This is a genomic window from Polynucleobacter sp. AP-Sanab-80-C2, from assembly GCF_035012965.1.
GTDB lineage: Bacteria > Pseudomonadota > Gammaproteobacteria > Burkholderiales > Burkholderiaceae > Polynucleobacter.
Genome location: NZ_JAYGQS010000004.1, coordinates 1 through 23461 on the forward strand (window position 1 = coordinate 1; position 23461 = coordinate 23461).

General features: G+C 44.4%; 27 protein-coding genes and 1 other RNA gene. 20 read left to right on the forward strand and 8 right to left on the reverse strand.

What is annotated here, in order from left to right:
* Positions 1 to 243: 243 nt before the first annotated feature.
* Both VC178_RS07110 and VC178_RS07115 read left to right on the forward strand, forming a co-directional pair.
* A complete protein-coding gene (locus VC178_RS07110) occupies positions 244 to 606 on the forward strand; it encodes a hypothetical protein (RefSeq protein ID WP_323482044.1) in 363 nt (120 codons plus the stop codon).
* Between the two features lie 46 nt (positions 607 to 652).
* On the forward strand, positions 653 to 916 hold the full coding sequence (locus VC178_RS07115) for a hypothetical protein (RefSeq protein WP_323482045.1): 264 nt from the start codon (positions 653 to 655) through the stop codon (positions 914 to 916).
* A 186-nt stretch (positions 917 to 1102) separates the two neighbouring features.
* On the opposite strand, the gene VC178_RS07120 is transcribed toward VC178_RS07115, so the two are convergent.
* Together VC178_RS07120 and VC178_RS07125 are read right to left on the reverse strand one after the other, a co-directional pair.
* Entirely contained in the window at positions 1103 to 1405 is a 303-nt protein-coding gene (locus VC178_RS07120) for a HigA family addiction module antitoxin (RefSeq protein ID WP_215294997.1), read from the reverse strand.
* A 4-nt stretch (positions 1406 to 1409) separates the two neighbouring features.
* Positions 1410 to 1685 (reverse strand): type II toxin-antitoxin system RelE/ParE family toxin, encoded by a 276-nt coding sequence (locus tag VC178_RS07125; protein WP_215294995.1) that lies wholly within the window; start codon positions 1683 to 1685, stop codon positions 1410 to 1412.
* Between the two features lie 278 nt (positions 1686 to 1963).
* On the opposite strand from VC178_RS07125, the gene VC178_RS07130 reads away from it, so the two are divergent.
* Genes VC178_RS07130 through VC178_RS07140 form a run of 3 tightly spaced genes read left to right on the forward strand, consistent with a single transcriptional unit; the run spans position 1964 to position 4462 of the window.
* Complete coding sequence (locus VC178_RS07130) at positions 1964 to 2953, forward strand: sulfurtransferase (RefSeq protein WP_323482046.1); 990 nt, start codon at positions 1964 to 1966, stop codon at positions 2951 to 2953.
* 18 nt (positions 2954 to 2971) lie between these two features.
* Complete coding sequence (locus tag VC178_RS07135; RefSeq protein WP_215318260.1) at positions 2972 to 3460, forward strand: GlcG/HbpS family heme-binding protein; 489 nt, start codon at positions 2972 to 2974, stop codon at positions 3458 to 3460.
* A gap of 9 nt (positions 3461 to 3469) precedes the next feature.
* Positions 3470 to 4462 carry a tripartite tricarboxylate transporter substrate binding protein gene (locus VC178_RS07140; RefSeq protein WP_323482047.1) on the forward strand — a complete coding sequence of 331 codons (993 nt, stop codon included), beginning with the start codon at positions 3470 to 3472 and terminating at the stop codon, positions 4460 to 4462.
* Positions 4463 to 4475: 13 nt separating this feature from the next.
* On the opposite strand, the gene VC178_RS07145 is transcribed toward VC178_RS07140, so the two are convergent.
* The 3 genes from VC178_RS07145 to VC178_RS07155 form a co-directional block, all read right to left on the reverse strand.
* Complete coding sequence (locus VC178_RS07145; protein ID WP_323482048.1) at positions 4476 to 5357, reverse strand: Bug family tripartite tricarboxylate transporter substrate binding protein; 882 nt, start codon at positions 5355 to 5357, stop codon at positions 4476 to 4478.
* A gap of 82 nt (positions 5358 to 5439) precedes the next feature.
* Positions 5440 to 6747, reverse strand: a complete 1308-nt coding sequence (locus VC178_RS07150) for a Rieske 2Fe-2S domain-containing protein (RefSeq protein ID WP_323482049.1) — start codon at positions 6745 to 6747, stop codon at positions 5440 to 5442.
* 226 nt (positions 6748 to 6973) lie between these two features.
* Positions 6974 to 7954, reverse strand: a complete 981-nt coding sequence (locus VC178_RS07155) for a tripartite tricarboxylate transporter substrate binding protein (protein ID WP_323482050.1) — start codon at positions 7952 to 7954, stop codon at positions 6974 to 6976.
* A 127-nt stretch (positions 7955 to 8081) separates the two neighbouring features.
* Here VC178_RS07155 and VC178_RS07160 point away from each other — a divergent pair, with 127 nt between their 5' ends.
* On the forward strand, positions 8082 to 8915 hold the full coding sequence (locus VC178_RS07160) for a TauD/TfdA dioxygenase family protein (protein WP_323482051.1): 834 nt from the start codon (positions 8082 to 8084) through the stop codon (positions 8913 to 8915).
* A gap of 78 nt (positions 8916 to 8993) precedes the next feature.
* Positions 8994 to 10895 carry a molecular chaperone HtpG gene (gene htpG / locus VC178_RS07165; protein WP_323482052.1) on the forward strand — a complete coding sequence of 634 codons (1902 nt, stop codon included), beginning with the start codon at positions 8994 to 8996 and terminating at the stop codon, positions 10893 to 10895.
* Between the two features lie 94 nt (positions 10896 to 10989).
* On the opposite strand, the gene VC178_RS07170 is transcribed toward htpG, so the two are convergent.
* Together VC178_RS07170 and VC178_RS07175 are read right to left on the reverse strand one after the other, a co-directional pair.
* A complete protein-coding gene (locus tag VC178_RS07170) occupies positions 10990 to 12012 on the reverse strand; it encodes an HNH endonuclease (protein ID WP_323482053.1) in 1023 nt (340 codons plus the stop codon).
* Positions 12009 to 12398, reverse strand: a complete 390-nt coding sequence (locus tag VC178_RS07175) for an HIT family protein (protein WP_323482054.1) — start codon at positions 12396 to 12398, stop codon at positions 12009 to 12011. The genes VC178_RS07170 and VC178_RS07175 overlap by 4 nt, the downstream gene beginning before the upstream one ends.
* Before the next feature lie 439 nt (positions 12399 to 12837).
* On the opposite strand from VC178_RS07175, the gene VC178_RS07180 reads away from it, so the two are divergent.
* The 3 genes from VC178_RS07180 to VC178_RS07190 all read left to right on the forward strand — a co-directional run bounded on the left by VC178_RS07180 (position 12838) and on the right by VC178_RS07190 (position 14824).
* Positions 12838 to 13119: a BrnT family toxin gene (locus VC178_RS07180; protein ID WP_323482055.1), complete on the forward strand. Its 282-nt coding sequence runs from the start codon at positions 12838 to 12840 to the stop codon at positions 13117 to 13119.
* Positions 13088 to 13399, forward strand: a complete 312-nt coding sequence (locus tag VC178_RS07185; protein ID WP_216176670.1) for a BrnA antitoxin family protein — start codon at positions 13088 to 13090, stop codon at positions 13397 to 13399. The genes VC178_RS07180 and VC178_RS07185 overlap by 32 nt, the downstream gene beginning before the upstream one ends.
* A 291-nt stretch (positions 13400 to 13690) precedes the next feature.
* Complete coding sequence (locus tag VC178_RS07190; RefSeq protein ID WP_323482056.1) at positions 13691 to 14824, forward strand: linear amide C-N hydrolase; 1134 nt, start codon at positions 13691 to 13693, stop codon at positions 14822 to 14824.
* A gap of 45 nt (positions 14825 to 14869) precedes the next feature.
* Here the strand turns inward: VC178_RS07190 and ffs are convergent.
* Positions 14870 to 14968: signal recognition particle sRNA small type (gene ffs / locus VC178_RS07195), an RNA gene on the reverse strand.
* Between the two features lie 32 nt (positions 14969 to 15000).
* On the opposite strand from ffs, the gene dnaX reads away from it, so the two are divergent.
* The 10 genes from dnaX to VC178_RS07245 all read left to right on the forward strand — a co-directional run bounded on the left by dnaX (position 15001) and on the right by VC178_RS07245 (position 23454).
* Positions 15001 to 16704, forward strand: a complete 1704-nt coding sequence (gene dnaX / locus VC178_RS07200) for a DNA polymerase III subunit gamma/tau (RefSeq protein ID WP_323482057.1) — start codon at positions 15001 to 15003, stop codon at positions 16702 to 16704.
* Between the two features lie 95 nt (positions 16705 to 16799).
* Complete coding sequence (locus tag VC178_RS07205) at positions 16800 to 17123, forward strand: YbaB/EbfC family nucleoid-associated protein (RefSeq protein WP_323482058.1); 324 nt, start codon at positions 16800 to 16802, stop codon at positions 17121 to 17123.
* A gap of 36 nt (positions 17124 to 17159) precedes the next feature.
* A complete protein-coding gene (recR, locus tag VC178_RS07210) occupies positions 17160 to 17774 on the forward strand; it encodes a recombination mediator RecR (protein ID WP_216125552.1) in 615 nt (204 codons plus the stop codon).
* 90 nt (positions 17775 to 17864) lie between these two features.
* Complete coding sequence (locus tag VC178_RS07215; protein WP_215294968.1) at positions 17865 to 18083, forward strand: TA system antitoxin ParD family protein; 219 nt, start codon at positions 17865 to 17867, stop codon at positions 18081 to 18083.
* The gene (locus VC178_RS07220) at positions 18080 to 18352 is read left to right on the forward strand and encodes a type II toxin-antitoxin system RelE/ParE family toxin (protein WP_215294966.1); all 273 of its coding nucleotides are present in this window, start codon (positions 18080 to 18082) and stop codon (positions 18350 to 18352) included. The genes VC178_RS07215 and VC178_RS07220 overlap by 4 nt, the downstream gene beginning before the upstream one ends.
* 161 nt (positions 18353 to 18513) lie before the next feature.
* Positions 18514 to 18780, forward strand: coding sequence for a type II toxin-antitoxin system RelB/DinJ family antitoxin (locus VC178_RS07225; RefSeq protein ID WP_216176660.1), 267 nt, complete (start codon positions 18514 to 18516; stop codon positions 18778 to 18780).
* Entirely contained in the window at positions 18767 to 19051 is a 285-nt protein-coding gene (locus tag VC178_RS07230; RefSeq protein WP_216176658.1) for a type II toxin-antitoxin system YafQ family toxin, read from the forward strand. The genes VC178_RS07225 and VC178_RS07230 overlap by 14 nt, the downstream gene beginning before the upstream one ends.
* Before the next feature lie 117 nt (positions 19052 to 19168).
* On the forward strand, positions 19169 to 20152 hold the full coding sequence (locus tag VC178_RS07235; protein WP_216176656.1) for a DUF6282 family protein: 984 nt from the start codon (positions 19169 to 19171) through the stop codon (positions 20150 to 20152).
* A 186-nt stretch (positions 20153 to 20338) separates the two neighbouring features.
* Positions 20339 to 21754 carry a carbohydrate porin gene (locus VC178_RS07240; protein ID WP_323482059.1) on the forward strand — a complete coding sequence of 472 codons (1416 nt, stop codon included), beginning with the start codon at positions 20339 to 20341 and terminating at the stop codon, positions 21752 to 21754.
* 194 nt (positions 21755 to 21948) lie between these two features.
* Positions 21949 to 23454 carry a TolC family protein gene (locus VC178_RS07245; RefSeq protein ID WP_323482060.1) on the forward strand — a complete coding sequence of 502 codons (1506 nt, stop codon included), beginning with the start codon at positions 21949 to 21951 and terminating at the stop codon, positions 23452 to 23454.
* The last annotated feature ends 7 nt before the right edge of the window (positions 23455 to 23461 follow it).

Here is a 23461-nt window from a genome sequence, read left to right on the forward strand (position 1 = left end):
ACCCGCTTAAGACCACCTGACTTTAGAAACTCTTTAACTACCTTTAGCTTGAACTGCTTGCTGTACTTGCTCATAAAACAAAACCCCCTTGGTTGGACATAGCGTCCAACTTTTGGGGGTCAGTTCATTTGGTGGGTTTTTTATTGGGCAAATGGATCAAAAAGAGACCACAAGCTCATTATTTGAACCTCCCAATCTTGATAATTGAGTAGTAGAGATTAATCAATTGATATTGGAGGTCTTATGCGTGATTACACATACTTAAATGGTGCCCGTTTTACTATCAATAACTTATTTCGTAGCCTGCGGTTTGATATAGATCGCCTCGATATGAGTTGGGTGGATGGCGAGAAACCAGAGTTCTGTAGGGGCTTGCGGGTAGTTGATAACGATGCCGGCAATACCGTCACAGTTGATGGTGAAGATGCAGACAATCTGATCTTTAGCCTAACCTATATTTTTAGCAAAGAAGATGCTCATGAAGCATTTAGAAATGCTACCGACGCTTATCTTACGGTCGCGCTAGAAACGAAAGAGTTCTTGGTGTCAAACCAAAAGAAGAACCCTGAGGCAAAGCCTGAGGTATCGGAGGCAGTGCTCCATTAAGCGAACCAAGTTTGGCATTGGTCTAATCGCTTAAAGGGAAGAACTCATGTCTGATTATGATGATGGTAACAATGACTCCGGTGGTAGTGGTGGCTCGATCATTGGCACCATCATTTCGATATTGATATTGGCCGCCATCTGGCCGTATCTCATGGCAATCCTTGGTCTTTATATTGCTTACCTAGCGGTAATAGCTATCTTGGAGTGGATGGCGCAAAACCCACTAACAGTTGTTTTATTTTATTGGGGATATTTTGCATCTACGCAATCTTTCATTACCGACTCATCCCCAAGACTTGGAGATGGATAATTGCGCTGTTAAAGCCCAAGGCAGTTGAAGTTCATTTATCGCAATATGCAGTCAATTCTGAGTTGCCAGATTTAGCAAGTAGGAAATTTATTCCCTCAACAAATCTATATTGCTACTGGTGCACTAAGAAGCTCGGTATTCAAGCTTGGGAGAAAAATGGCAAATACTACTGTGATGAGTGCAAAGCTAGGCAGCTAACAAATGCTTGAATAAGGTAATTTTGGGCAATACTTTTTTCAACTTAAGCTCTGCCTGCCACAAATCATATTTAGACTGCATCTCAATCCAGAGTTGTGGGCCATTACCTAAGAAAGCGCCAATGCGTAAAGCAAGCTCAGGAGTGATCGAGCTTTTTTCCGCCAAAACAGCATGAAGGGTCTGCCTAGAGATGCCAAGATGCTTTGCAAACTCTGTGACGGATATGCCAAGAGTTGGAAAGACATCCTCTCTTAAGATGGCGCCAGGGTGGGTAGGTAATCTTTTTCGCATGATATTAGTGATAGTTTTCTAGGTTAAGTCGATAAGCATTCTCATCGCGCCATTCAAAGGTGAGACACCAGGGGCCATTTATATGAATGCTATAGCGTTTTGGAACTCCTTCTAAGCCATGAAAATTAAAACCCGGCACCTTGAGATCATCTAGCGATTTAGCAGAGTCAATGGCGTCTAAACGTCGAATGATTCTGTTTGCTAATGCTTTCTGAATCTTGATGCTTTTTCCGTCTTCAAATAACTCTTTTAAACCTTTGTGTATAAACGATTCAATCATCCATCTATTTTAAAGATTTAAAGCAAAGTGTAAAGCAAAGCCTTACACTTGTAAAGGCTTAATAAGTAACTAATTTCATCCAATTACGTGAATATGTGAATTACCGCGCCGATAGAGCCGTAAAAATTACCGCTTCGCACTTTCACCTCGCACTTTTATTGTGCTTAGATATCATCTGAATGTGAGTGTCCAGCACTAGCAACATATAAATAGATGGCACTATTCTAGAAATTGATGTCTTGGTGTATTGTTAACCCCATTAACCCAAAGGAATTCCTGTGAAGACAATCTTAGCAATCGTATTAGCATCTATTTTTTCCCTGGCTTTTGCTCAGCAAAAAATAGCCATCATCCAAACCGATCAGATGCAGCAGGCAGTTGCGCGCGGTGCGATCATTTGGGATGTGCGTGATGAAAAGAGTTATTTAGAGGGCCACATCCCAGGCGCAATCAATATTGGTGAAGTCGGTGGCACACTTCGCGATCCAAATAAGGAAGACTACATTCCTACAGAACAAATCCAGAAGCTCTTTAACAGTGCCGGATTGGATGTGAATAAAGATATTGTAGTTTATGGTGCGCGGGGCAATCCCTATGCCTATTTTGGTTTGTACACTATTAATTACTTTGGTGGAAAAAATGCGCAGATTTATCACGATGGCATTGATGGTTGGAAGCAAGCGGGTTTACCAATGCAAAAAGAGCGCCAAGCCTTACCACCGGTATCCGTCGCACTAGTAGCTCAGCCTCAGTTAGTAGTTAGCAATGAGGAGATGCTCAAGATTGCTCAATCAAAGTCTGTGCAAATTATTGATGCCAGAACCCCTGATGAATTTTCGGGCAAAGATGTCAGAGCCATACGCGGTGGCCATATTCCCAATTCCATCAACATTCCTTTTGAGGATAACTGGCAAGATCCAGCAACCGCGATTAAGTTAGGTAAAAAACAGGTTGCTGATAACTCCGGTATGGCACTGAAAAATCAAACAGATCTTAAAAAACTCTATGCCAATCTCGATCCTGATAAAGAGACAGTGGTGTATTGCCAAAGCGGGGTGCGCGCTGCTGAAACGGCAGTGGTATTAAAGACTTTAGGCTTTAAGAAGGTCAAAGTATATGACTCAGCTTGGCTAGGTTGGGGTAACAACCTCAAAGCACCTGTAGCGGATGAAACCTTCTTAAATGTGGGCGCGCTCAATGCCAAGATGGCTGCAATGCAAAATAAAATTACCCAGCTAGAAGAAGCTTTAAAAAATAAAAGTAATTAGTGAACCGGAGCAAAAACCATGGCTGAAAAGCTCATTGCAAATCATTCAAGTCTTACTTTAGCTGATGCTGAACGGATCATTGATGAGGCTCTAAGATTGCGTTCAAAACATCAACTTTTGCCATTGGCAGTGGTGGTATTGGATTCTGGTGGGCATGTAGTCTCTTTTAAAAGAGAAGATGGTTGTGGTATCTTGCGTCACGATATTGCCATTGGTAAAGCTTGGGCATCTCTTGGGATGGGAATGCCAACTAGAACTATCCGAGATAGATTATCTGATCGGCCTAGTTTTCAAGCAGCTTTATCAGCTGCATCTGGTGGCAGATTTATTCCTACCCCAGGCGGTGTGTTGATTGTGAATCAAGACAGAGTAGCAATTGGCGCCGTTGGAATTAGTGGTGATGCATCAGATAAAGATGAATACTGCGCTATTGAGTCCATTAAATCGGCTGGCTTTATTGCGGAGCCGCCGATGCCAGCAGAAAATTGGAATGACGGAAAACTATAAGAGATCGTAATGAAAGTGATGCAATCGCTGTTATGGGTGTTGGTATCTTATTTGGCCGTCTCGGCGAGCTTTGCTCAGACCGCAGGCCCATCTGCTGCATACCCCGTTAAACCAATTCGTTTAGTAGTGCCGTTTCCTGCAGGTGGTCCTACCGATCAATTTGCAAGACAGTACGCACAGGCTTTGTCGACTCAATTGGGAAAAACTGTAGTTGTCGATAATAAAAGCGGGGCCAGTGGCGCAATTGGAAGTTTAGAAGTGAAAAACAGCGCCCCAGATGGATATACCTTGTTATTTGGAACTGCTTCCACTCATGTGCTGTACAGCTTAATTAATCCAAAGCCTCAGTATGATTCCATCAAAGACTTTACAGAAATTGCCGTGGTTGGGGATGCGCCTATTGTGTTTGCAGTAAGCCCAACAACCAAAGGGGGCTTGAAAGAGTTCATTGAATATGCACGTATCAACCCAGGCAAGTTGCAATATGGGTCAGCAGGAGAGGGAACGTATTTGCATATTGTCGGAGAGCGCTTGAAGTATGAATTAGGCGGGCTAGATATCCAGCACATTCCTTTTAGAGGAAGCGCGCAAGCAATCCCTGCTTTGATTGGCAATCAAGTCAATATGACGGTTGACACATTAGGTTCATTAATTCAACAACATCGTGCTGAAAAGTTAAGAATTGTTGCAATTGCGGCCTCTAAGCGATCTCCTTTGATTCCTGATGTGCCGACCGTAAATGAGGTAACGGGCTTAAAAGATTTCCAAGCGGCTTTATGGAATATTGTCTCAGCACCTGAGGGTCTGTCGCCTCAAGTGAATAATACCTTGATATTGGCGACAACTAAGGCTCTCAAAAACCCAGAGTTATTAGAAAAATTAAACTCAATATCCATTCAGCCCATTACCAATCTCACGGGAGTTGCCGCCACTGGATTTATTGCCAAAGAACTCGTTAGTTTGCGACCAGTAGTGCAGTCGGCTGAACTTAAAAAAGAGTAATCCCGCCTGCAGATTATTTTTCTAAAGTAATACCACCCTTTTTAATAATCGCAGTCCACTTCTTAATATCAGATGCCATCAAATTATTGAGATCTTCTGGTGGGCCAATCATCGGTTCTGCCCCAAGCTCTGAAAACTTCGCACGCACTGTGGGGTCAGACAAGGCTTGGTTCACATCCTTATTGAGCTTATCTAAAATAGATTTTGGGGTGTTTTTGGGTGCAATGAGCGCAAACCAAGCAGCAGATTCATAGCCTTTGAGGCCCGCTTCAGCGGCGGTGGGCACATCGGGAATAGCGGCTAAGCGTTTATTAGAGGCAACCGCTAGTGCTTTGACGTTGCCACTATTAATTTGTCCAACGACATTGGGAAATAACTGAAAACTCGTTGGAACGCGACCAGCTACCAGATCGGTCACCATATTGGCGGTAACACGATAGGGCACATGCAACATTTTGGCGCCAACAAGTTGTTCGTAGTAGGCGCCGGCTAAGTGCTGAGAGCTGCCGTTACCAACAGAACCATAACCTACGTCAGGATTTTTTCGTACATAGTCATTTAACTGACCAAGAGTATTGATATTGAGGGTTGAGCTCACCACAATCACATTTGGCAACACTGCAAACACAGCGATGCCTTGAATCTCTTTTTCAGGGTCGTAACCCAGATCCGGATTTAAGATTTTATTAATCGCCAGGGGGCCAGAGGTGCTAATTCCAATCGTATAGCCGTCTGGTTCAGCTCGCACCAGCGCTGCAGTTCCAACATTACCGCCTGCTGCCGGGCGATTATCAAATACAAAACGGGTGCCAGTATTGTTACTCACCTTATCTAGTAATACACGAGTTACCACATCACTAGCACTGCCAGCAGAAAAAGGCACGATTACTGTCACGGGTTTATTGGGATAATTTTGGGCAAAGCTACTTATGCTAAAGAAGCAGGTAATCAGACTAAAAAAAAGTACAGTAAAAATATTAGTGCTTGGCATCATGAACCTTTCCCGTGGTGGAGTCAAAGCGCTCTTGCATTACTTCTTCTAAGGACAAACTGGCTTTCGTATGCGCTCCACCGCCGCGTAGACAATATTCATCAGGCAGGTGAGGAGACTCCGGTTTCTTGCCATTGGCATAAGCCTTCGCATCTTCTAATAAGATTTTTCTAAAACGAATGATGCCAACATCAGTAGGTGATAGATTTTCTTTGGTGCGGTCAACAATATAGCCCTGACTTTCTTGAGCCATCTGGTCTTGCTCAGCAATTCCTGAAATTCCGGTAAATGTAATTGTTTTTTGCTCTTCACGACTCATCAGATATTGATTGCTGCGGTTGCGCAGAGGGACATAGCCTGGGCCTAGTTTTGCAAATTGCCCATAACCACCTTGGATATATTTTTTGCGTTCTTCATCAGGAATGGGATGTTCTGGATGCCAAGCATAGACATACATCCAACAATGATGATCATCGATGGGCGTCCAAGAGTAACCATAGTAGGTTTCATTGGGCATTGCTGAAGGAGTGATGGAATGGGTTGGCAACATGTATTGAGTAAGGCGCCAATAGTGGTCTCCTGGATCAGCATTTCTAGCGCCACCAATCAGAAAGCCCACGGCATGTTCAATGATCTTAAAACGGGGGGCTGGGTCATTGCGCAACCAGCGGATGCGTTTCTCATCAGCAGCAATATTCGTAGTGTCGTCTTTAAGAAATGCTGGGGCTGGCATATGTAAAAACGAGAAATGCGCAGTATCTAATGCGCCCTCCATCGAATGCACCCAATTGCACTCGATTAAGCGTTTAGTGACATAGCGTTGATTAGGGGGAACAAGGCCAACTTCAAGTTGGGGAACGTCTTTGGGTTGTAGGTCTGCAGGACCCATATAAGCCCAAACCATGTCAGCAAACTCTTGCGTGGGATACGCTTTAATTTTGATCTTCCCATGATAGGCAGCATCTTTAGGGACATTGGGCATATCAATACAGTTACCGTGAATGTCGTATTTCCAGCCATGATAGATACAGCGAATGCCACACTCTTCATTTCTACCAAAGAAAAGATCTGCGCCACGGTGTGCGCAAAATGGTTCGATTAAACCGGTTTTGCCATTGGTATCCCGAAACAGTAATAGGTCTTCACCCATGACTTTGACGCGAATAGGAGGGCAATCCGGCGCTGCTACTTCTTCTGAAAGAGCTACCGGATGCCAATGGCAGCGTAAATAATTACCCATCGGCGTATTGGGTTCACTAGTGACCAGAAATGCATTATCTTGCGCGGAAAGCATATACCCTCATCTTCAGCTTATGGTTCAAAGCTTATCGTTCGAATGATCTTAATACAAAAAATTAGTTTTGATGCCTTTGTGCTGCAGAGTAAAGCAAAACATACCTTGATTCATGCGATGCCGATTGTTGCATGCTTGGTAATCCAAGAGGGCGGAAATACAATATCAAATGACTTAGCTAGAAGAAGCTTTGAAAAATAAAAGCAACTCATCTGAATCTCGCTTATTAATCAATCTGCGCCTTTGAGGTTCTGACAACTTCTCCCCATTTCTGAATATCTTTTTTGACGATTAAGGCAAATTCGTTGGGTTGCGTGATGAAAGGATCGGCACCCTGAGAATTAAATTTCTCAATGACTTCAGGATTTCGCAGAACCTCCGCTACATCTTGATTGATTTTGCGAATGACATTGGGCGGCGTTTTTGCTGGAGCAAATAAGCCAAACCAGGGAGTGACATCAAAATCTTTAAAACCCGATTCTGCAATAGTTGGAATGGTAGGAAAGTTTTTGGATCGCACACCACTAGTCACTGCAACTGCTTGCAGGGTTCCGGACTTAATTGATCCTGCAACCGAGGGTAAGCTAGTAAATACGATATCAATTTGTCCACCCATCAAATCTTGCATGGCAGGAGCAGCACCTTTATAAGGAATGTGCTCCATCTTGATGCCAGCAGTGGTATTGAACATCACGCCCAGCAAATGATTGACTGATCCATTACCGGCAGAACCAAAAGTGAAGATTTTTGTTTTACCCATCTCCGCTAATTCTTTGGCTGATTTAAAAGGTGCGTTAGGTTTGCTGGTGAGGACAAAAGGTAAAACTGCAAGTGTGGCGACGGGGGTGAAGTCCCGTTCCACATTGAACGGTAAATTTTTATAAAGGGCGCCATTAATAGCGTGAGAACCTGCGTAACTCATCAGCAAGGTATAGCCATCTGCAGGTGCGAGAGCGACAAACTCCATTCCTACATTACCACCAGCGCCTGGGCGATTTTCAACCACTACCGATTGCTGCCACTTTTCACCTAATTTCTGAGCCACAATTCTTGCTAAGGCATCTGAGGCGCCGCCAGGTGTTTGCGGAACCAAAATCTTCACGGGCTTGCTAGGGAACTCATCTGCCCGCAGCTCTGAGATAGGTCCACCAATAAAAAGGAAAGGTAGGGCAGAGAAAATGACCTTTTTTAGTATTCCTAATCTCATGTAGTATTTCCTTTAGCAGGTGCTTAACTGGTTGATTTGAATCAGTATACTCAAAGTAATTGAGAAATAAAGAATGGGGAAATCATTCCTTTATTCGAATTCTATGCAGTGATGATGGAGTCCCTAAATGGCTAATATAACGATCAAAAAAATTTCTGGTGCTTTAGGTGCAGAGATTAGTGGCATCGATTTGAAACAGAAACTTTCTTCAGAAGAAATTCATTCGATTAAACAAGCTTTCTTAGATCACCAAGTAATTTTTTTACGTAATCAAGATATTGACGCAAAACATTTTCTCAATTTTGCTCGCTTAATAGGTAAGCCCATTAAGTATCCTTTTGTAAAAGGACTTAATGAATTCCCCATGATTATTGAAGTGAAAAAATTAAAACATGAGAAAGTTAATTTTGGCGGTATTTGGCACTCGGACACTACCTATCTCAAGGTTCCCCCCAAGGCTTCTATGCTGCTATCTCAAAAAATTCCGCCTTACGGAGGCGACACTATGTTTGCCAATCAGTATTTAGCTTATGAGTCCTTATCTAGCACGATGAAACAATTGCTCGATGGTCTGATTGGTATTAGCAGTTCAGCTAAGGCAGATGTTTCTAAAACGCGGGAAGATCGCATCAAAAATGATGGCAGCGCAAAAGCGAATGAAGTGCTACTAGCCGAGCATCCCATTGTCAGAACCCATCCTGAAACTGGTAAGAAATCCCTATTTATTAATATTGCTCATACTATTGGCATCAAAGGGATGAGCCCAGAAGAAAGCCAGCCTTTACTGAACTTTCTCTTTGAGCGCCAAATCAAGCCTGAATTTACCTGCCGGTTTTCTTGGACTAAAAATGCCATTGCGCTTTGGGATAACCGCTGTGTATTGCACAACCCAATTAATGACTATCACGGCTTTGAAAGATTAATGCTCAGAATTACCTTGCAAGGTGACAAGCCGGCCTAAGTAATCTTGCAATGCCCTTGAAATTGGCAAAATCATCCCCAAATACCTAAAAGTTCATATTTTTATGGGATTCTAAAAATGACTGTTGCTACTAAAGAAACCTTAGGATTTCAGGCAGAAGTAAAGCAGCTTCTGCAGTTGATGATCCACTCCTTATATTCCAATAAGGAAATTTTCCTACGCGAACTCATCTCTAACGCCTCCGATGCTGCTGATAAGTTGCGTTTTGAAGGTATTGCCCACCCCGATTGGCATGGCGATGACCCTGACATCAAGATTAAAGTCGAGTTTGATAAGACTGCCAGAACCCTCACCATTACCGACAATGGCATTGGCATGAGTAGAGAAGAGGTGATCAATAACCTGGGCACGATTGCCCGTTCTGGCACCAAAGAATTCTTTTCCAAGCTCTCTGGAGATCAGCAAAAAGATGCCGCCCTCATTGGTCAGTTCGGTGTAGGCTTTTATTCTGGCTTTATCGTTGCTGATCGCATTACCGTGGATACCCGTCGCGCTGGTTTGCCTGCAGCTGATGGCGTTCGCTGGGAATCAGATGGTTCTGGTGAATTTACGATTGAATCGATTGATCGTCCGCAGCGTGGCACCTCTATTACCTTACATTTACGCGAAGAAGAGGATGATTTCCTAAATAGCTATCAGCTTAAATCGATTATTCGCAAGTACTCAGACCATATTTCATTGCCGATCCAGATGCGTAAAGAGGAGTGGGATGCTGATAAAAAAGAGCAGGTTATAAAGGATGAGTTAGAAAGCATTAACCAGTCTTCCGCGCTATGGGCTCGTAACAAGTCAGAAATTACAGAAGAGCAGTACAACGAGTTTTATAAGCACCTATCGCATGATTATGAAAACCCGCTGTGCTATTCATTAAATCGAGTGGAGGGTAGGAGTGAATTTACCCAGCTACTCTATGTGCCGAGCAAAGCCCCGTTTGATTTGTGGGATCGCAATAAGCGTGGCGGTATCAAGCTGTATGTCAAACGCATTTTCATTATGGATGACGCTGAAAAGCTCATGCCAATGTATCTACGCTTTGTCACGGGCGTGATTGATTCAGTTGATTTACCACTAAACGTCTCCCGCGAAATCTTGCAAGAGTCTCGTGATATTAAGGTTATTCGCGAAAGCTCTACCAAGCGAGTGCTGAGCATGCTTGAAGAACTTGCTAATAATCAAGATGAGGCTAAGAAAGAAAAATATCGCACGTTCTGGACGCAATTTGGCCAAGTGCTCAAAGAGGGCGTTGGCGAAGATCAAGCAAATCAAGAACGTATTCTCAAGCTCCTTCGTTTTGCCAGCACCCATACTGATTCGGCTGAGCAGACAGTATCTTTAGCTGAATATGTCTCGCGTATGAAAGAAGGCCAAGATAAGATTTACTATGTCACGGGTGAAACTTTCAACGCAGCTAAAAACAGTCCGCATTTAGAGATTTTCCGCAAGAAAGGCGTTGAAGTCCTCTTGTTATCTGACCGTGTTGATGAGTGGATGCTTTCCTTCATTACTGAGTTTGATGGCAAGCAATTGGCATCCGTTGCTAAGGGCGGCTTAGATTTAGGAAGTCTGAGTGACGAAAAAGAAAAGAAAGAGCATGAGCAGACTGAGAAGCAGTTCAAAGACTTAGTTGAGCGCATGAAAAAAGTCTTGGAGGAAAAGGTTAAAGATGTGCGTGTGACCTTCCGCTTAACAGACTCCCCAGCGTGTTTGATTGCTGATGAGAATGAGCTCTCTGGTAACTTACTACGCATGCTCAAAGCAGCAGGACAAAATGCCCCGGATATGAAGCCCATATTGGAGATTAATCCAGAGCATCCATTGCTAGCAAAACTCAAAGGCGATGATCAGCATTTTGATGATTGGACCAATCTCTTGTTTGACCAGGCCTTATTGGCTGAAGGCGGTCAGCTCAATGATCCGGCCAGTTTTGTCAAGCGCATGAATCAACTGCTGTTGCATTAAATCAGATAACACCCCCTTCAAGTATGAAGGGGGTATTTTTCTAGTGGCTAATTAGTTCAGTAGCCAGCTAGATTCCAGATTTATTTCTGAAGAGTTAGTCTGGTTTATCGTAAGAGCCCTGCTTATTCCATGTGAGTCCATTACTTAGGGTAGCGCTTTCATAACCCCATTTAGCAATCGCAAGACTAGTTTCCAAGTTAGAAGAAACTCCAGCTTGCTCCCCGATCTTTGCAACCGCCTCGGAATTGTTGGTAATCAATTCAACCCACTTATCTAAATGCATTTTCGCAGCCAGGGTGTCTGATTTGCTTCTATTACATGCGGGACAAGCCAAGACAAAGTTATGCATTAAATCTCTGGGATAGAGGGAGAAGGGGATGAAGTGATCAACCTCAAGCTCTGATGTTGATTTATTGCAATAAAAGCATTTGTTTCCATAAAGCTCTTTTAGACCTTTACATACGAAGGCTAGAGTTTTTCTTGAGGTTTCAAATAAGAAACTGTTGAGATCGTCTTTCTCTCCGAGGATTGAAATGTTTTTCGTATTCTTCTTAATGAAGTCAGTCCACCTACTTCTAGCTAACTGCTGAATTAATGGCTGGAATCTTCTCAAGCAATAGGCGACCCCAGATTTAAGGGTTATGGAGTTCGGATTGCGCTCATATAAGAAAGGCAGGGTTCCTCCACCAACATTTTGTAAGTAGTTAATTGGCTGCTTTGCTGCTGTTGAGGCAACCGAAGTCACTAACTTCCTATATTCCTTTGAGCGCTTAGCGGTCTGCGAAGAATTGCAGTTGTTTTGCTGCCTGAATTCACTAATGGCCTTAACAATTGCAGCCTGAGTACCATTGTTTTGGAAAAGAATGCCACTTTCATTTGATTCTGAAGTCTTATAGGGAGTAGCTTGTTGCCAATACAGCTCAATAAATCTCTCGGCGACTTGTCTATTGCTCAATTCAAGCGGGGAGTCATCCTCTTTGCCTAGTTCAATTGCCAGGTCCGCTAGAGAAATGAGAAGGGCGTATTTATAAGTAGAGCTAAAGTCACTCTCATTAAAGAGTCTTTGGATTTTTGTAAGGAAGTCTAGTTGCTCTTCGGCTGATGGCGCGGAACTCATTTCCAATACTTCGCTTTCTCAGGAATAATCCATCTCACTCCACCTCTAGCATCCTCTTGATCGCCCTTATATCTTGGAATGAGGTGCATATGCAAATGAGGAACCGTTTGGCCAGCTGCCGGCCCATCGTTAATTCCAATGTTGTAACCATCGGGATTAAATTCTTGTTCCAGAACTTTTTGAGCTTTTGTGAGTAGCTCCATTAAGGCTTGCTGCTCTTCTTGGCTGATTTCAAACCAGGAGCCAACATGTCTTTTGGGGATCACTAATGTATGGCCGAGTGAGACGGGGAAGCCATCTCGAATCGTCACCCCAAATGCGTTGGAATTAATGATCCGCTCAGCAGGCAGAGTGCAGAAAGGGCAAGGTTTTCCTGTATTCGACATTGGGGGCGTATGTAATGACTTATTACTTTTAATACTATTCCATTTCCCAAACTCATTCTAAGCAAGAACTTTTCCACCTCTACTCTGGTTCATAGTTTCACAACAACCCGTAATAAGTTATTTGACAGCCATTTAGATTTGTAAAAGCAATCTTTAGGAATTGAGCGTAGGAAGCTTAATTCCTTTCCTACACTCAATTCATCTTTCATCCCTATTTATTACCTTGTGATATCTCTACGCTGAAACCTTCTATATAGGAGGTTAGTTTTGCGCGTATCTATTGAGTGTTCTCACAGACAGTTACAACTATTCAAGATCCAGCTTGACGCTCGAACTGTCCTAGTTTTGGCAATCATTTGGATGATTTGGGGAATTCTGCGCACCCTCCACATTCTTTAATTGTTTGTATTTACAAATAATTACTTGATTGCCGAATAATTTGTTACTACAATTAAATCGATCAATAGAGTTTGATCCGCAGAAACGTTTACAAACTCTTATAGCGCGTGGCCTGGATTTTGCTCGTGCAGAAGAGGTCTTTGCCGATGCTGCAGCAACTATTGAGGATGCCCGCTGTCATTATGGTGAGCATCGTTATATAACGTACGGATTTTTAGATGATCGTCTCACTGTGCTTGTCTGGACGAAGCGTGACAAGAAAATGAGAGTGATCTCGATGAGGAAGGCAAATGAACGTGAAAAGAAAAAATACCAGCGTTGAGTGGGTTGATCCTGATGATGCCCCAGAGTTAACAGATGAGGATCTAGCGCGCGCTGTGTGGAGTATAGGTGGCAAGATTGTTTCTGAAAGTGAAGGTCGAGAGGCTTTTGCGAAACGATTGCGTGGCAGACCCGTCGGTAGCGTGAGTAAGTCTCCCAAAAAACTCACAACGATTCGTTTATCGGCTGAAGTCATAGAGCAATTCAAAGCGGCGGGTGCGGGTTGGCAAACAAAAATTGATTTAGCGCTTAAAGATTGGCTTTTGACTCATCGACCATAATTTTCTAGATCATTAAGGGGCTGGTGAAGCCAGTCTTTCAGATCACATGCAGCTTATTTAAGATCGAGCTCGATGCCTGAACTATTCTAGTGTTAATCTAATCACTATGAATCAAGCTAAAACTAAATACTTCGCGCTAGCGGTTATCGTGATCTTGGCAACTCTATGGGTCTATATCAATAGCCCAGTTAATAGACCGGCGATTCATTGCCAATATCCGCTCAATTCCTAAGCGCGCTTTTGCTTTCTGTAAAAATATTAGAACATCTCATTTCAACAAAAGGGGTAGCTGTGCAAAATCAAGTTAAACAAAATTGGAAGAATCAACTCACCAAGAAAATCGTCGCCACTAGCGTGTGCGCTTCTTTGGCATTTACACCTTTAATCAGTAATGCCTGTACAAGCTTTTTGCTCAAAGGCAATGACAACGGTTACGTGTATGGCAGAACGATGGAGTTTGGTTTAGCGCTCAAGTCGCAGCTCACCCTTATTCCTAAAAATACGGCTATGCAAGGTGTGGGCGTGGATAGCAAACCCGGTACAGGTCTTAATTGGACGGCTAAATATACCGCCGCTGGTATGAATGGTTTGGGTTTGCCAGTACTCGTTGATGGTATGAATGAAAAAGGTTTGGTCGGTGGCTTACTCAATGCTCCCAATACCGCGGTATTTCAGGCGGTGCCAGCAGCCGATTCCGCGAAGAGTATTGCGTCAGTGCAGATGCTCACTTATGCCTTGACCAACTATGCAACGATTGATGAAGTCAAAGCCGGCTTTCCAAAGATTTTGGTGAATCGCTCCATCATTCCGGCATTTCATAATCAATCGGCACCTGTCCGCATGACCTTGCATGATGCGATGGGTAAGAGCCTAGTTATTGAGTATCTGAAAGGCGAGTTAGTGATGACCGATAACCCAACTGGGGTGATGACCAATGATCCTGCCTTTCGAGAGCAGCTCAACAATATTGGTAACTACGCAAATCTGACCAATGTTGAGCGCAATGCTTTGGTGGTTAATGGCGCTAGTTTTGTTCCACCAAGCTCAGGTAGCGGTTTGCATGGCCTACCAGGAGACTACCTCAGTCCGAGTCGCTTTATTCGTGCGCTATTTTTAACCAAGTCCGTACCAACTACTTACTCGACTGCTCAGCATACCAATACCGCTTGGCATATTCTGGGTAGCTTTGATATTCCTCCTGGTGCGATTAGCTTGCCTGCAAGCAATGCTTATGGTGGCGGGGCAGGTGGCATTGAGATTACAGAATGGACTGTGGTTGCTGATAATAAAAATCGGATGTATTACGTCAAGATGTTTGAAAGCACCAATGTGTTGGCGTTTGACTTTAAGAAGATTGATCCCAATGCCAAAGAGGTGCAGTTTTACGATCTCAATAAACCTCAGACCTATATTCCCATCAATTAGGGATGTTTGATCTCACTTTGTAATGGCAGTAATGGCAGGCTGGGGGTGGATGAGCCAAACCCCCGGCACTGGCAGAAATTGGGTTTGGCTGCTTCGTTCCCGACCTGACCAGGTTATCCAACCCACCATGCGGGGAGGCCCATCCTCTTCCATTTTAGCTTGTTAGAATGTAGGACATGACAGCACTGGCATTAGCCCGTTCGTGGCGCCCTAAAACATTCTCCGAATTGGTGGGGCAAGACCATGTGGTGAAAGCCTTAACCCATGCTTTAGATCAGGGTCGCTTACATCATGCGTGGCTCTTTACGGGTACTCGTGGAGTCGGTAAGACCACGATTGCGCGCATTATGGCTAAAGCGCTCAATTGCACAGGATCGGATGGATCGGGCAAGATGACTTCAGAGCCTTGCGGCAAATGTCCATCTTGCTTAGAGATTAATGAAGGTCGCTTTGTTGACTACATCGAGATGGATGCAGCGAGTAATCGCGGTGTAGATGATATTGCTGCACTTCTGGAAAAAGCAGCCTACGCACCGAGTAATGGTCGCTATAAGGTTTACATGATTGACGAGGTGCATATGCTCACCAATCATGCCTTTAATGCCATGCTCAAAACATTAGAAGAGCCGCCAGAGCACGTTAAATTTATTCTAGCTACTACGGATCCACAAAAGATCCCTGTGACCATTTTGTCGCGTTGCTTGCAGTTCAATCTCAAGCAAATGCCAGTACCACTGATCGTTGAGCACTTAGAGAAAGTACTCGCCGCAGAAAAAGTCACCTATGAAGTTAATGCACTGCGTGTTTTAGCAAAAGCAGCGCAAGGCTCGATGCGCGATGCTTTATCACTCACAGATCAAGCAATTGCTTATGCTGCAGGTAAGGTCACCGAAGAATCGGTGCGCGGTATGCTCGGCACATTAGATGATGCATACCTCATTCGGATTTTAGATTGCATCATTGCCAAAGATGGCGCAAGCCTTTTGGCAGTTGCCAATGAAATGGGTGAGCGCAGCATGTCTTTCTCATTGGCGTTACAAGACTTATCTAGCTTGTTGCAAAAAATTGCAGCAGCCCAAGTCGTGCCAGAGTCTGTCTTAGAGGATTGGCCAGAAGCAGGTGAGATTCGTCGCTTAGCAGGACAACTCACCAAAGAAGAAGCACAACTCTTCTACCAAATTACGATTACAAGCCGTCCTGACCTATCGCTCGCACCCGATGAGCAAACTGGTTTTGCCATGACACTTTTGCGCATGCTGGCGTTTCGTCCTGGAAATAGTAATAGTGGTGGAGGAGGTTCTACTCCCACACCTTCAGCACCATCGGCACCACCAGTTAATACTGCCCGTTCATCCTCTGTAGCTTCTGCGCCTGCCGCTAAAGTAGCGCCAGCATCTGCAAGCGCTAAGTCGGTTGCCTCTGCTTCTGCTTCTACTCCTACTCCTGTTATTGCAACTGCCCCGGTCGCTGCCGCTAGCGCAGTTGGTAACCCTGCCGAGCGTCCCGATTGGCATAGCTTGATGCGTCAGTTACCAGTCAAAGGTTTAGTGCAGCAATTGGCATTTCAGACAGAGTTACAAGATTGGGCAGATTCCCCTGCGGCTGTGAAAGCAAGCATTCTGACTCCAATGCCGCAGTTAGCCTCCGAGGCTTCTATCGCCCGCCTAGCTGATGCACTGACTGCGCACTTTGGTAAGACAGTCAAGATCGTGATTGAAAAAGGTGAAGTAGAAGGTAAGACGGTTGCCAAAGTAGATGCACAGATTCATCAAGAAAAAAGAATGAATGCTGAGCAATTGATTGCTGCCGATCCTTTTATTCAGCAATTAGAAAAAGAGTTTGGCGCTAAAGTCGTTGGTGGCTCAGTCAAGCCACTGTAATCTGGCCTCTTTAAATTCATTCATAAGTATTAATCATAGTAAGCAACATAAGTAATCAACATAAGCAATCAACATAAGTACTGAGGAATAAAGCGATGATGAAAGGTGGACTTGCTGGTCTCATGAAACAGGCTCAGCAGATGCAAGAGAAGATGAAAGTAGCGCAAGAGCAATTGGCTGCGCTAGAAGTTACTGGTCAAGCTGCTGGTGGCTTAGTCAAGGTGACCGTCTCTGGTAAGCACGAGATCAAGCGGGTGCAGATTGATCCAGGCGCAATGGATGACCGTGAGATGTTAGAAGACTTAATCGTTACTGCTTATACAGATGCATTTAAGCAAGTAGAAGCGGCTAGCGGGCAATTGATGTCAGGCGCTACTGCTGGCATGCCAATGCCTCCGGGCTTTAAGTTGCCGTTCTAATTGACCTTGTTAGTTTTTTCTTCACTACCTAAATAGATGGCGCGCATAGAAGCACCTCAAGATGCACTCGGTCGCTTGATCGAGGCATTGCGGGTATTGCCTGGAGTGGGTCCTAAATCGGCTCAGCGCATGGCCTTTTATTTATTACAGCATGATCGCAATGGCGCAGCAGTGCTTGCTCAATCATTAGGCGAAGCGGTCGAGACCGTTGGTCACTGCGCCCGTTGTAATACTTTTTCAGAAACGCAAATCTGTAGCACGTGCTCTGATGGTCGTCGTGACCCATCACTGCTGTGTATTGTAGAAACGCCTGCTGACCAAGTGATGGTAGAGCAGACTTTGAGTTTTAAGGGCAATTACTTTGTCCTCATGGGTCGCATCTCACCACTCGATGGTATGGGTCCTAATGAAATTCATTTTGATCGCTTACTCACTCGTATAGAGAACCCAGATACTAGTGTGCCGATTCGAGAAGTGGTGCTAGCAACGAACTTTACGAGTGAGGGCGAAGCAACAGCCCATTACATTGGTGAAGTGCTAAAAGCCAAAGGCATTAAGGTCACACGTATTGCACGCGGTATTCCGGTGGGTGGGGAGCTCGAGTATGTGGATGCAGGTACCTTGGCCAGGGCTCTCATGGATCGTCGTTAGTCTTTTATTTCCTAAATTCCTCAAATGCCAAAAGGTTGCAAATTGCAACCTTTTGTGTTAAATTACATCTATATTTATTGAGGGGTAATTATGGCTATAGCTATCAAGTTATCTGATCTTTTAGTAGAGGATGCAAAGCCTTATGCACAGGCAATGCATCGCTCCGTTCCTAAGCAGATTGAGTATTGGGCTCGTTTAGGTAAAGTCGCAGAGGAGAATCCTGACTTACCAGTTCATATGTTGCAGGATATGTTGGTCAGCATCGAAGAGGTGAAGGTTGGCAATCTAAATCCCTATAAATTCGGATGATTGTATTTACGACACCTAGATTTGATAGGGCTATTAAGAAGATATCGCCTGCTGAGAAAAAGACTCTTGATGATACCGTCAAGAGCATAGTTGCTGACCCATCTCAGGGTGAGATGAAAAAAGGCGATTTAACAGGTATCCAGGTATTTAAATTTAGACATCTAACGCAGCAGATGTTGTTAGCTTATTCCGTCAGTCTTGATGGATCTAAGCTTGTGCTGATGGGGTATGGGGTTCACGAAAACTTCTATCGTGATTTGAAGCGATAAGCATTAAAGCAAGCGTTGTTCCGGTACGAATAAGTTCGCAGCTGTATCGTCCTTCTATCACTCTCTGAGCCCCCTTTTTTATGGCTCATTTTGTGTTAAAATGTAGTCACAATGAGACTACATAATGATACTTCGTATATTCCCTTTGCAAGGAGAGACAAATGACTATTGCCGATACTTATGTCCGGGCCAGGATTGATATGGCCACAAAGAACAGGGCTTCCGATGCGCTTGAGGCAATGGGCCTATCTATCTCTGATGCAATTCGAATGCTGATGTTGCGAATAGCAGATGAAAAGCAACTACCCTTTGCTGTAAAGGTTCCCAATGCCAGGACCAGAAAAGCAATAGCCGAGCTCGAGGCGGGAAAAGGTAAACGTTTTAAAACCAGTAAAGCACTGATGGCGGATTTACATGCGGATGATTGAAAGATCTTCTGTATTTAAAAGAGACTTCAAACGAATCTATGCAAACCCAAAACATAAAAATAATATTGAGCAACTTCTATTGGTAACCATAGACCTTTTGAGATTAGACAAAATATTGCCAGTTCATTCGCGGGACCATTATTTGATTGGTGAGTGGCAAGGTCATCGTGAATGTCATATTAAGCCCGATGTCCTACTGATTTATAAGAAGCCCGATCATCAAACATTGAGACTTGCTCGCTTGGGAAGTCACAGTGACTTATTTGGATGAGTTGCTGCTAGACACTGTATGACCGCATCGCCTAGGGGAACTACTTAAATACCCTTTGCGATAGATGCATTAGAGTCAACTGATTACAAAAAAGTAGTTTAATCAGGGAGATGACTCATGCGTAAATTTCAGTCCACCAAGGTCTTAGTAGCCGGCTTAATGAGTGCTGGTTTGATATTGACCTCAAATATGACTCAGGCACAAGTAGGCTTTCCGCCGCCACCACCAAAAGTGAGTCCTGCAGCAGGTGTGATTGATATGCACGTGCATCCTGATCCAGATGTATTTGGTAGATCCTTAACCGATTACGAGTTAGCCACTATTGCTCGTCGCAAAGGTATGCGCGGTATTGTGATTAAAAACCATGTGGTCACTACCAATGATCGCGCTGCTTTAGTAATGCAACAAGTCCCCGGCATTGAAGTGTGGGGCGGTATTGTTCTAAATAAATCCGTTGGCGGTGTAAATCCTTCTGCAGTGGAGTGGATGCACCGGATGTCTGGTGGTCGCGGCAAAGTGGTATGGCTACCTACCTTTGACTCTGATAAGCATGTCAAGACCTTAGTTGATAAGAACCAATCTGGCATCGTGGTTGCGCCTAATGGCCAAGTCACACCAGAGCTTGAAGAAGTATTAAAAATCATTGCTCGTGAGGATTTGATTCTGGCGACAGGTCACATCTCTGCAGAAGAAGTAGTGGCAGTAGTCAAGCGCGCAAAAGAATTGGGCGTGAAAAATATTTTAATTACCCATGGCCTAACCAATATCCCAGGCCTATCTTGGGAGCAAGCTAAGCAAGTCACTTCCATGGGCGCCTATATTGAAATTTGCTACCTGCAATTTATGACCGGTCCTACAGCGCAGTACAAATGGATGACGCATTGGGAAAAGGTTGATGCCACCGTGGTTGCTAAAGCGGTCAAAGAAATTGGCGCAGACCATTTAGTACTTTCAACTGACTTAGGTCAGCAAGGCATGATGACTCCACCAGATGGTGTTGAGAATGAAATTGCAGCAGTTAAAGCTGCAGGTGTGTCACAAACAGACATCGATAAGATGATGAAAAAGAACCCAGCAAAACTATTGGGTCTCAAAGACTGAGGCGCATCCCCCGCCAGGCATGACACTTTTGTCATGCCTGAGACATAAAAACTAGGTAAATTGCTCCTTTTTGGGGATAATTTGGGCTACGCCACACTGGGGTTTTAATCTTCGGTGTGAAGGTCTAGTTTTCTCTACCGGTATGTAGCCAGTGTTTTGATGCACTGGCACCCAAAGACATCGCGAATGATCCGCAAGTTTTATCTCCTTCTCCTGTTGAGCATTTTGTGCACTTTTCTTGGAGCTTCTGCGTTTGCGCAGAGGGCAGGGTCAGGCGCTGACCAAATTGCCAGTTTTGCTAACGACCTTTCTTGGTTACCAACTGAAGGTGAGATTTTTGGTCTGCCCGTCAATATTCACGGTCAAAGCACTTATATCAATCAGCGTTATAACAATTTCACCTCCAGCTATTCAGGTCTTAATAGTATGAGTGCTCTGAAGTCAATGAGCTATACCTGGTCTGGTACTTTGTTCTTTGGTGCGCGCTTGGCACCTGACACCGATTTTTATTTCAACCCAGAAGTGATTTCTGGTGTGCCATTCTCTGGCCTAACGGGTCTTGGCGGCTTTACAAACGGTGAGGCTACCAAAGCGGGTGGCGCTCAAGCCAAGTTTTATTCTGCACGCGCATTCTTGCGTCATACCATCAACCAAGAGGGCGATAAGGTGGTGCTTGAGGATGATGCGAATCAAATTACGCAAACCGTCAGCAGCAATCGAGTGGTGATTACTGCCGGTCAATTTTCTACTTTAGATATTTTTGACGATAGTCGTTATGCAAAAGATCCCCGCATCCAGTTTATGAACTGGGGCAATATGACTTATCTGGCGTATGACTATGCTGCTGATGCCCGTGGCTACAGTACTGGTTTGGCGGGCGAGTGGTATTTAAATAATTGGGTCTTGCGCGCCTCACGCATGTTGGCACCAAAAAACCCCAATGGTCGTGATCTGAACTGGCAAATCTTTAACACCTACGGTGACCAGGTGGAAGTAGAGCGTCAGCACCATATTGCTGATCTGCCAGGTAAGGTGAGCGTCTTAGCTTATCGCAACAGAATGATCTTGGCGCGCTTTCAGGATGCAAGCAATTATGTGATTGCTAATAATGCGCAAGGCACGCAAGCGATTAACAACGTACGTAACAACTACCAATACAAAACGGGTGTTGGTATTCATGGGGAACAAGCGCTGACTCATGACTTGGGTATCTATGGCCGCGCATTCACATCCGATGGTCATACAGAAACGATGTCTTTCACTGAAGCCGATAACTCCGTCTCAGTGGGTATGGGTATGAATGGCACTTCTTGGAGTCGTCCAAGCGATAGTATCGGAATCTCGATGATGCAAAACGGCCTATCGAGTTACAGAAGAGGCTATCTACAAGCAGGTGGCGTGTCTTACTTTATTGGTGACTATGCGAGCGCATCGCAGACTATTTCTTATCGCCCAGAGCGTATCGGCGAGGTGTACTACAACGCCCTGCTTGTGAAAAATGTTCTTGGCGGCGTGAACTTTCAGCATATTCAAAATCCTGCCTATAACTCTGCCCGTGGCCCTGTAAATATCGTGTCTTTCAGGATTCATGCTGAGTTTTAAGGGTTTGGCGGGGTGTGGACGTCCTGAAGACTTCATTATTATCTTTAGAATCAAAGAGATAGCAATCGTCAATAATTCGACATTTGCGTTTTCTACCCTATAATCCTTTAAACCCCCTGTAACAGGTAGATGCGTGATCAAAATCTGCATCAGGGGCTATAAAAACAGCATTATTGATCTAGAGGCGGCCGCATTTGTTGATTCACGGCACAAGCAAAATTAGCGCAGTATTCATAGTCAAAAGAATCACTTTTGCTCTCTTTGCTTCTGCTTTTTCTGCCGCCTTTGCTCAGTCTACTGGTAGTGATACTCCGCCAGCAAGTGTCACCGTCCAAACTAGCGATGCACCATTAAGTACTCCGCCCTCAATTGGTGCTCAGTTAAGCGGTCAAGACAAGCCTTCTAAAGCAAATGAATTATTTGCGCCAGTAACAAAAGCCAATACACCCAAGATTTATGCCAAGCCTGTTGCAAGCGGTCCCACTGAAATGGATCTGCGTCAGCTTTGGAATGAGATGAAGATTAATAATCCTCAGCTCTCATCTTTGCGTGAATCCTACTTATCTGCCAAAGCAACTGTGCCTCAGATTGCAGCCCCTGCCAATCCTCAAGTTGGACTAGTGTGGTCAGGCATGCCAGTAGGATCCCCATTAGCTTTGGGTGCTGCAGGTACTAATCCTAACGTGAGTAATAACAATGCCATCTCGATTGCACAGCCGTTTCAGTTTCCGGGTAAGCGAAGTTTGGCAGCCAATATTGCCGACACCAATGCTGAGGCATTGCTAGCGCAGTCTGAAGCAACGTATTTGCAATTGGGTGCGCAGCTCTCAAGCTTGTACTACAACGCACTCGCTGCACAAAAACAATTGCAAGTTCTCAAGGAGTCTGTAGTTCGCCTAGAGATGGTTAAGAATGTTGCCAAAGCACGTTATGCAAATAATGCTGCCGCTTATGTTGAATACCTGAATGCGCAAGTTGCGCAAAGTGCTGCCGAGGCAGATCAATTCAACGTTGACCGTCAGCTTCAAGTAGCGATCAACAACATCAATACTTTAGTAGGTCGACACTCTCGAGAAAAGTTGGTGCTGCGGGGTGATGTACGTCGCGCAATGACCGGCGTACCAACATTAGTGGAGTTAGAGGACTATGCAGAGAGTAGTCACCCAGCCTTAAAGAGTTCTGCCTTGCAGTTAGATGCAGCGCGTAAGGGTGTGGACCTTGCCAAGAAAGCGTACTTGCCAGATTTTCAGGTGATTGGTTCCTCCTATACGCCACGCGGTCCCTTTGCATCGAACAACGGTGCCTTGTATTACCAGTTTGAATTAGACCTGATTATTCCTCTATATTTCTTTACCAAAGAGAAGTATGGGGTAGAGCAGGCGCAGCGCAATCAAGCCTCTGCTGAAGCTGGCAACATTTCTAATCGCCAACAGATTGTTTTGGCGGTCAATACCGCTTATGCTGCTTATGAGCAGGCCAAGGTTCAAACCCAGTTTTTAAAAGAGAGACAAGTCCCGCAGGCGGATGCAGCATATAAAGTAGGCTTGGTTCAATATTCCAATAATGGTCAAGGTTTTAATGATTTGTTGACTGCCCAGACACAGTTGCGTAATTTAGAGGTGCAGTTGGCTTTGGCTGAGGCAAATCTAATGCAGGCCCAGGCAGTATTGCTGGTATCTGCTGGCAAAGAACCTTTTTAAGGAGTTG